General features: G+C 41.8%; 11 protein-coding genes. 10 read left to right on the plus strand and 1 reads right to left on the minus strand.

The window, feature by feature from the left end:
• Positions 1–11: 11 nt before the first annotated feature.
• The 3 genes from AC1XUO_RS28740 (at position 12) to AC1XUO_RS28750 (ending at position 4,830) form a co-directional block, all read left to right on the plus strand.
• On the plus strand, positions 12–1,082 hold the full coding sequence (locus AC1XUO_RS28740) for an efflux RND transporter periplasmic adaptor subunit (RefSeq protein WP_483333313.1): 1,071 nt from the start codon (positions 12–14) through the stop codon (positions 1,080–1,082).
• 39 nt (positions 1,083–1,121) lie between these two features.
• Positions 1,122–4,250: an efflux RND transporter permease subunit gene (locus tag AC1XUO_RS28745; protein ID WP_483333314.1), complete on the plus strand. Its 3,129-nt coding sequence runs from the start codon at positions 1,122–1,124 to the stop codon at positions 4,248–4,250.
• Between the two features lie 319 nt (positions 4,251–4,569).
• Positions 4,570–4,830, plus strand: coding sequence for a transposase (locus AC1XUO_RS28750; protein ID WP_483333315.1), 261 nt, complete (start codon positions 4,570–4,572; stop codon positions 4,828–4,830).
• An 859-nt stretch (positions 4,831–5,689) separates the two neighbouring features.
• Here AC1XUO_RS28750 and AC1XUO_RS28755 read toward each other — a convergent pair.
• Positions 5,690–6,133, minus strand: a complete 444-nt coding sequence (locus tag AC1XUO_RS28755; protein WP_483333316.1) for a helix-turn-helix domain-containing protein — start codon at positions 6,131–6,133, stop codon at positions 5,690–5,692.
• 90 nt (positions 6,134–6,223) lie between these two features.
• On the opposite strand from AC1XUO_RS28755, the gene AC1XUO_RS28760 reads away from it, so the two are divergent.
• From AC1XUO_RS28760 to AC1XUO_RS28790, 7 genes are all read left to right on the plus strand, one after another.
• A complete protein-coding gene (locus tag AC1XUO_RS28760) occupies positions 6,224–6,619 on the plus strand; it encodes a hypothetical protein (RefSeq protein ID WP_483333317.1) in 396 nt (131 codons plus the stop codon).
• Positions 6,619–6,879: a hypothetical protein gene (locus AC1XUO_RS28765; RefSeq protein ID WP_483333318.1), complete on the plus strand. Its 261-nt coding sequence runs from the start codon at positions 6,619–6,621 to the stop codon at positions 6,877–6,879. Before AC1XUO_RS28760 ends, AC1XUO_RS28765 begins: the two co-directional genes overlap by 1 nt.
• Entirely contained in the window at positions 6,863–7,228 is a 366-nt protein-coding gene (locus AC1XUO_RS28770) for a hypothetical protein (RefSeq protein WP_483333319.1), read from the plus strand. The genes AC1XUO_RS28765 and AC1XUO_RS28770 overlap by 17 nt, the downstream gene beginning before the upstream one ends.
• Before the next feature lie 15 nt (positions 7,229–7,243).
• Positions 7,244–7,540, plus strand: a complete 297-nt coding sequence (locus AC1XUO_RS28775) for a hypothetical protein (protein WP_483333320.1) — start codon at positions 7,244–7,246, stop codon at positions 7,538–7,540.
• Positions 7,530–7,778: a hypothetical protein gene (locus AC1XUO_RS28780; RefSeq protein WP_483333321.1), complete on the plus strand. Its 249-nt coding sequence runs from the start codon at positions 7,530–7,532 to the stop codon at positions 7,776–7,778. Before AC1XUO_RS28775 ends, AC1XUO_RS28780 begins: the two co-directional genes overlap by 11 nt.
• Before the next feature lie 145 nt (positions 7,779–7,923).
• Positions 7,924–8,220, plus strand: a complete 297-nt coding sequence (locus AC1XUO_RS28785) for a hypothetical protein (RefSeq protein WP_483333323.1) — start codon at positions 7,924–7,926, stop codon at positions 8,218–8,220.
• Positions 8,217–8,534, plus strand: a 318-nt coding sequence (locus AC1XUO_RS28790; RefSeq protein WP_483333324.1) for a hypothetical protein, incomplete at its 3' end; no start/stop codon positions are given. The genes AC1XUO_RS28785 and AC1XUO_RS28790, both read left to right, overlap by 4 nt.

Here is an 8,534-nt window from a genome sequence, read left to right on the forward strand (position 1 = left end):
ACCTTCAAACAATGAAACCAAAAAGAATTATAACCATCCTGGTCATTGCACTGATACCACTGGCCATATTCTTCGGACTGGCATCTAATAAAAAGAAGCTGGAAGATGCCAAAAAACCAGTTGACAGAAGTAATGTAGCCATCAAAGTAACAGTGGATACAGTTTCGTTGAAAACAATGGATGGCTCCGTTACACAGCCCGCCACCCTGATCAGCGATGACGACGCCAGTGTGTCGGCAGAAACCTCAGGAAAGATCAGCAGCCTCAACATACAACTGGGGTCATCGGTAAGAAAAGGACAGGTGATCGGACACATTGATGTGACAGAAAACCAGCAAAAACTGGAAGCCGCGGAGCTTTCGATTACCAAACTCGCTTCTGATTACGAAAGAAATAAAGTACTGCTGGCCGGAAACGCCACCAATGCCAACGCGGTAACAGACGCAAAATATGAACTGGATTCAAAGAAGCTGGAAGCTGCCCAGCTACGAACACAAATAAGCAAGGCCAATATCATTGCACCTGCAAACGGAATCATTACCGAAAGACAAAAAAAAGCAGGTGAATATGTGACAACCGGGGCAACGCTGGCAACGATAACGAACGTGGATAACTTAAAAGCCAACGTAAGTGTACCCGAAAGCCAGGTTCTGAACATCAGGAAGGGCCAGAAGGCCAACATCACCTCAGCGTCTTACTCCGGAGAGCGTTTCACGGGGGTTGTGAATTATATAAGTCCGAAGGGAGATGAGAACCACAACTACACCGTGCAGCTCTCCATAGCCAACACCAGTTCCATGCAGTTGAAAGCGGGATTATACGTGAATGTTGAGTTTACATTTCCATCAACAAGGCAATCCTACATGATGATTAATAAAAACGCGTTGACCGAAGGTGTGAAAAACCCGGTTGTGTTTGTATTCAAAAATGGTGTGGCTGAAAAAAGACAACTCGTTACAGGCATCGAACAAGGTGATTACATGGAAGTCAAAAGTGGCTTAACAGTGGGTGAACTGGTGGTAACCAACGGCCAGATCAATTTATCAGACGGCAGCAAAGCCCAGATTATTCAAGTAAAATAACCCGGAAGGCTGCCATTGCATTCCCTAAAAAAATCTAAAATGAGTATCACAGAATTAAGTATAAAACGTCCGTTGCTCATAACGGTAATATTTGTAACGCTCATCCTGTTTGGCCTGATCAGTTACAATTCGCTTAGCCTGAACCTGCTTCCAAAGTTTACGACCAATATGGTTTCGGTCAACACCACCTATACAGGCGCATCGCCCGAAGAGGTACTTACCAGCGTGACCAAACCCCTGGAAGATGCCTTGTCTTCGGTTGAAGGTGTGGATGCTATAAGTTCTTCTTCGCAGGAAGGTTCGTCATCCATTTCACTGGAATTAACCAATAGTGTAAATACCAGCGACGCCCAGCTGGATGCAGAAAGAAAAGTAAACCAGCTACTGGCCTCACTGCCACAAGGCGTCGATGACCCTGTGGTAAGCCGGATGAGTTCCGACGATGACCCCATTTTGAAATTGAGCATCAGTTCCGATATGAGCGACACGGAGCTGTACGACTTTATTGATAACGAAATAAAGCCGCTGCTGACCAATGTACCCGGCGTATCGGATGTTACTGTGATCGGCGGAACCAAAAGACAGATCAATATTGAGATCGATAACGATAAACTGAAAGCGTATAATCTTTCGCTGCTTGATGTCAACTCCGTTGTAAGTACCAGCGGTGCTTCCTTTCCGTCGGGTAAAATCGAAAGCGGAAACAACCGTTATTCACTCGATCTGAATGCAAAGGTCCAATCCGTTGCGCAGTTGAGAGATGTGGTGATAAGACAAAATAATGATGGAAGCAGGGTTCTCTTAAAAGATGTGGCCTCCATTACCGATGGGAAAGAAACGGTAACACAGTTAAACCGGCTGAACAGTGAACCTGCCGTTGGTATTGAAATAAAAAAGCAAACCGATGCCAACACGGTGCAGGTAAGCAAGCTGGCCAAACAACGTCTGGAAGAACTTAAAAAGAGTTACGCAGACGATAATTTCGATTACCATATCGCATCAGACCAGTCCATCTACACACAGGCCTCCGCAGATGCCGTGGTTCACGATCTGGTACTGGCCATTATCATCGTATCATTTGTCATGCTGTTCTTTTTGCACAGCGTCCGCAGTTCAACGTTCGTATTGGTGGCTTTGCCTTCGGCGATGATACCCACTTTTATTCTGATGTGGGTATTTGATTTTTCGCTGAACATGATGACGCTGATGAGCCTTTCCTTAGTAGTGGGTGTACTGGTAGATGACAGTATCGTGATTTTGGAAAACATTTTCCGCCACATGGAAATGGGAAAAGACAAACGAACCGCTGCCCTGGACGGCCGTAACGAAATAGGTTTTACCGCCGTGGCGATCACGCTGGTTGACGTGGTTGTGTTTTTGCCCCTTGGATTTGTGGGTGGTATGATTGGCAATATTGTAAAAGAATATGCCCTGGTAGTCGTGTTTTCTACCCTGATGAGCCTTTTTGTGGCTTTCACGCTCACGCCTCTCCTGGCATCCCGCCTGGCAAAGCTTCCGCATCTGAGCAAAACTTCTTTGTGGGGTAAAACGAATATCTGGTTTGAATCGCTGATTGATGATTTCCGTGAGTTCTATGCAAAGATCCTGGCATGGTCATTGGGCCATAAACGATATGTGATCATAGCAATTTTCCTGCTGATCATGGGGTCAATTGCCCTGATTCCCGCCGGTTTTGTGGGTACAGAGTTTATACCACAGTCCGACCGTGGTGAACTGAACATACAGATCGATCTGGCAGGTAATACGCCCTTAAAAGAAACCAATGCCAAGGTTGCCCAGATAGAAGGTATCATACTCAAACATCCCGAAGTGGTGAATGTATTTTCAAAAGTCGGTACGCAGAGCGGGGCTGGAATGGGATCCAACGCATCCTCCAACAGCAACCTTGCCGAAATTTCCATACAGCTTACCGACGTCAACGAACGTGCAATAAGCACTGTTAATTTTGGCAGAAAGGTAAGGGATGAGATTATGCAGATACCCGGCGTGAAGCCCACCATCAAAACAGTGGGCATGACAGGCAACGCCAGTTTTGATATTCAGATGGATGTTCAGGGTGTGAACCGTGATTCTATTATGAAAGCAGCAGCAATCGTCAAAAACATTTTTGAAAAAACAGCCGGTACCGACTACGTACAGTACAGCAGCAAAGAAGCCAAACCGCAGGTTTCTATTATTCTCGACCATGATAAAATGGCCAATTATGGGGTAACCGTAAATGATGTGGGCAGTGCCGTGCAATACGCATTCAGCGGAAACGACAATACCAAATTCAGGGACGATGGGGAAGAATATGCCATCAACCTGCAACTAGACGCTTTCAATACGATGACCATTGAAGATGTAAAAAGATTCAATGTGAAAAACTCACGTGGTGCAACCATTCCGCTGGACGCGATCGCAACCATTACCGAAACATCCAGCCAGTCTGTACTCGAAAGAGAAAACAGGCTCAACTCGGTTACAATAAATGCGATTGCAGTGGGCCGCGCATCGGGTAGTATTTCGGATGATATTAAAAAGGAGCTTAAAAAGGTAAAGTTTCCTGCGGGTACAGAGGTAGCAGAGGCCGGATTTGGCAAAAATCAAAGTGAAGCATTCAGTAGCCTGTTTATGGCGGTTGGTTTGGGCATTTTGCTGATATACCTCATCATGGTGGCACTCTACGAAAGCATTGTTTATCCTTTTGTGGTACTATTCTCCTTACCTGTTGCTATCATCGGAGCCATATTGGCACTGGCGCTTACGCTGCATACCATCAACCTGTTTTCGATACTGGGGATCATCATGCTTCTGGGACTTGTAGCCAAAAACGCCATCCTGATTGTCGATTTTACCAATCAGGAGAAAGAAAAGGGGAAATCTGTAAAAGATGCCCTGATTGAAGCCGGACGCGAAAGGTTACGTCCTATCCTGATGACGACCCTTGCAATGATCCTGGGTATGCTGCCGATGGCGCTTTCGTCTGATGCAGGTTCCGAAACCAAGAACGGAATGGCCTGGGTAATTATCGGCGGTTTGACGAGTTCTATGATTTTTACTCTGGTATTCGTACCGGTGATGTACACGATTATTGAAGGCTGGAAGAATCGTGTCAATGCAATTTTCCTAAAAAAGAACAAGCTTGTTGGAAATCAAGCTGTTTGAGCCGCTGCTTAATGAATCTTTCAAAAGTACTCGATCTGTATCTTCATGAATAATAGTCTTGCATAACACCAGACGAATGGCTAAAATTTGACCAGCCTGGTGTTATGCAAAATCTTGAAATGAGTCTGCAACCTAAAATACGATACATGTCTGACAAAAAAGTAAGGACAAAAATTTGCTTTCTTTCTAGAAAATTTAAATAAATAAAGTGTTCAGAAGTGTTCGCTATTTACGTAATATATTATCATAGTTACCTGCCTTGACTTGCTACCTTTAAGGGAAAAATTGAGTTAATGGAAACTTTTATTGCTTAACACTAATGTCTGGAGAAAGAAGAGTAGTTGACAAGGAGTTCAAACTAAGGAGCATCGAACTAAGCAGTAGCGGCACAGACGTTAGTGCACATGCAAAAGTATCAGATGTCCCACCGGCGATGTTATACCGCTGGCGTAAAGAGTTCTCTGACAAAGAGAATGGTAGTTTTCCTGGCAACGGAAAGGTGATTTTGAGCGAACAGAACAGGAATTCGCCCGCCCGAGGAAATAATTCTGCGACACACAACTTGAACGCGATATATTAAAATCTGTGCACAGCATATTGGCTGTTGAATAGCCAAACAAACTAAGTTCGGCTCGAATAAATACCTTAATTTGTTGTATTTGAGTGACTTTCTGAACCAAGTCCCTCACCTTTACTGGTACTTTGAATCCTTCCTAAAAACCGGGCCGGAGCGTACCTTGCCCTTCCAAGGGTATTTGTTGAATAGCCTAGTGATATTTATAGAATCCCGCTCAGAAAAATCTCAACGAACCGTGTACGCTCCCAGAAAGCATTAACCAAAAACTGTTTATGAGACCACAAGAAATACCATTCAAAATCATTTATCCCCACGCTGCGGAAATTGATGTTGGTTCACAGAGTCATTTTGTAGCTATTGAGGAGAATTCTGCAGCATTGATCATATGCTTCCGTGGCAGATTGACCATCACCTAAGCATTACTTGACCATGGGCTGAATCATTATCAATTATTTACTAAAACTGGTCAACTCTCACCGAAACTACCTGTCATAAATTTCCGAATTGGGGTGATCAATGGCTCGGAATTTTCCACTCTTCTCCCAAATGCACTTAAACTGGTATCTGAGCTTGAATCCTTATACATAAACGAAACCGTCGAAGACAAAAGGAAAATAATAAGTTCGATATTTCCCGAAAATATCGTTTTTGACGGAGAGAGGCATCGAACTCCCAGAATCAATGCAGGACTTCTTCTTATCTACCAGAAAAAGAGCGAGTTAGAAACCAAAAAAAAAGAGCCAAATCGTAAAAAAAACGACTTGGCTCGTATGGTGCACCCAACGAGTGTCGAACCCATTTGTAACACATTGTATTCCAATCGCTTTACAGAACGTAACTGTAAGAGTACCCAGAATAATACCTACATTGCTTTACGGAATCTTCCGTTAAACTGATTTGGTATTACCGCGTTATGTGAGTACTCACGCGACTTTCCCAGTAGTGCCTTTGCCATTAATTGAGATTCTTTTAAGGCTTCTTGTAAAGCTCGAATCTGCTCGTTTTTTTCTCTGATCTCTTCCTCTAACAATTTTTGAATGTTTTGTAAAACTTCACTACCAAACACTCCATTATCAATTGGTTTGTTCTGTAATGGTTCGATAAAATCCCCTGCATTTAATTCATCTAATCCGACCCCTAAAATTTCAGCCCAGCTTTTGCGATCTTCCAGATTCATATCTGTTCTTTTGAAGGTGGAATAAACGGTTTGACGCGTAATTCCTTTTTTGTCGGCAATTTCAGTTGCCGACAATTTTTTTTTGTCGAATAAGTCTTTAATAATGAGGCCAATAGGTTTCTTTTCCATCTTAGTGTAATTATTTTTATTGCAATTCGTAATTATATATTTTACATTTGATACGTCAACGATACAAATTTAACGTCAAATTAACGAATTATGAAACAATTATTGTTACAAACGGCTGACAAATTATTATTTGTAAAACAACTTTATGATTATGCAAGCCGTGCTACTAATGCGAAAATTCGCACTAACTACGCTGAAACACTGGGTGTTTCTGAAAGATCATTCTCTGACAAGATGAATACGCACCGGAATTTCCGGGAACAGGAATTGGATGTTGTCGAAATCCTTTACACAGAGGAATTAGGACAAACGGTAATTGACAGTCAGTTGTCGATTTTTATTGACAGAATGTCAAATGGTGATTTACGTACTAATCTTGGTGAGGCCGCATTTCAAAATGTTGGTCAGCTTATACAGGCCGGAATTGACCAGATAAATGAAGAAATGGAAAACGGTGGTGTGTTGATTTCTAAGCAGGTTGTATAATGGAAAGTTCAACGCTATACGCTGAAAAAAGAACATTGGTTGAAAAGGTGGAGCATTTAACCAGTGAGAATTTAAACCAGGCTAACAAGATCGCAGCTTTGACAGCGGAAAACCATTTGCAGGACCGGACAATTATGAAAATTCTGAAACTTGTAAATGTACATGCCAGGAATTCAGCTAATCCGCTTGACCGGGTTTTAAGAGATTGCGTAATGGATGCAGCTTTAAAACTGGAGACCGAAAATGAACCGTTTGTCTGAGCTAGAAGCCGAAATAAGGGAACACAATAAACAGACTTCCAGACTTCAACATTTACTTCCGGAACAGTTGGAAATAAGAGAATGTCAGCTTGGTAAACTGGAACTGGAATGGGAATACGAAGAATTTTTACGCAGCCATAGAATGGCATTTCTAAGGACGAAAAAGCGTGAAGTACAACGCGTAGTTGGTGAATATATCAACTTCGAATACAAGCCGGTGCACAACTGGGGAAATGTAAGTGAATCTTATTTTAAAGTTTTACACAAACGATTTACTCATGAAATGGAGCAATATGACAAACGGATTGAAGCAATACTATCAGGCAATCCAATCGAGGGACCAATCTGAATTAATGGTTGATGTATGCCTTTGGATTTTGATTTCTATCAAAGTTGTTGCCATCATCCTATTAATATTTTTCGTGAAAATGTCATGAATAAACGAAAACGATTCTTTCAAGGTGATTCTTTCGGCGGTGGTTGGGAATTCAGTCAAAGTACAGGAGGCGTTGGAATTATCATTGATCAGCACGGCAGCCTGTTTTTAGTATCCTATATCTCACAGCGGTTTTTCATTGCCCGCGGTTGGTTTCGAGGAAAACAGAGAATTAAAGTAACAGTTGATTTCAAGAACCTAAAATTTGATAATGATGGAAAATAACCAGCTCAAATCTGAAATTGATAATATCTACACACTTGAATTTAAACAAGAAATGGACATGGCTATTTATGCACTCCGTGACGGATGGATTAAACAAAATGTCACTCGAATGCGTGATCTGATTATCAGACAAAACCAACTGATAAAAGAGTTTCCACAATCATTTTCAGGCGATATTAAAACCTCCGTTCCTGAATTTTTCCCAATGTCAAAAACCGCTAAACCAGTACGCAAATGATGATTTTATTTCTTTTAATCCGGTATTTCATGGCTATCGTATGGGGTGTAGCGTTACTGGTTGCAAGTGTCATTTGTATACCTTTTTACCTCATGGGAGTTGCTTTAAACTTTATCAATAAAAACATTCATCTCAATCAATCATTATGACACTTGAACAATTTGAACAGGCGGTTGCTTTGCGTGATAAAATGCTTTCAACTGAGAAGGATTTAGAATCGCTAATGAATTTCAGTGACATGGTAAAGTCAGGTCAATTGGCCAACTCTGGCCATTTGAGTGAGGCAACGGTATTCTTAAAAACAAAGGATACAACAATTGTAGTAGATGCTGAAATAGGAATGCAAGCAGTGTCAGCTGTTATTGACCTTCTAAAAGAACGACACGTAAGCCAGCAAAATGAACTACTGATACTAATAACTCCTGAATCACCAATAGCATGAGATACGTAAAAGAAATGTCTGGCTTTGGAATGTTCCGGTATGCTGCAATACAAGAGGATCAGGATTATGAAGTAAGTGTTTCAATTCATGAAACTGGGAAAGTTGCAAAAATTCAATTGTCAGTAAGGCCAACAATTGATAAACGACCGGAATGTACAGCGGAAGAATTCACATCGGCGTATATCAAAGCACTTGACAGATTTGCTTTTTTTATGTTGTCGGTAAATGAATTACCCGTTTTTCCTACTTGCCACAGTTGCGGAACTCCTTTTCCAAGTCAGACTGAATATTTTCAAAAGTGTACTGTTTGCAAA

The sequence above is a fragment of the Dyadobacter sp. HNCC25DJ186 genome (assembly GCF_056895235.1).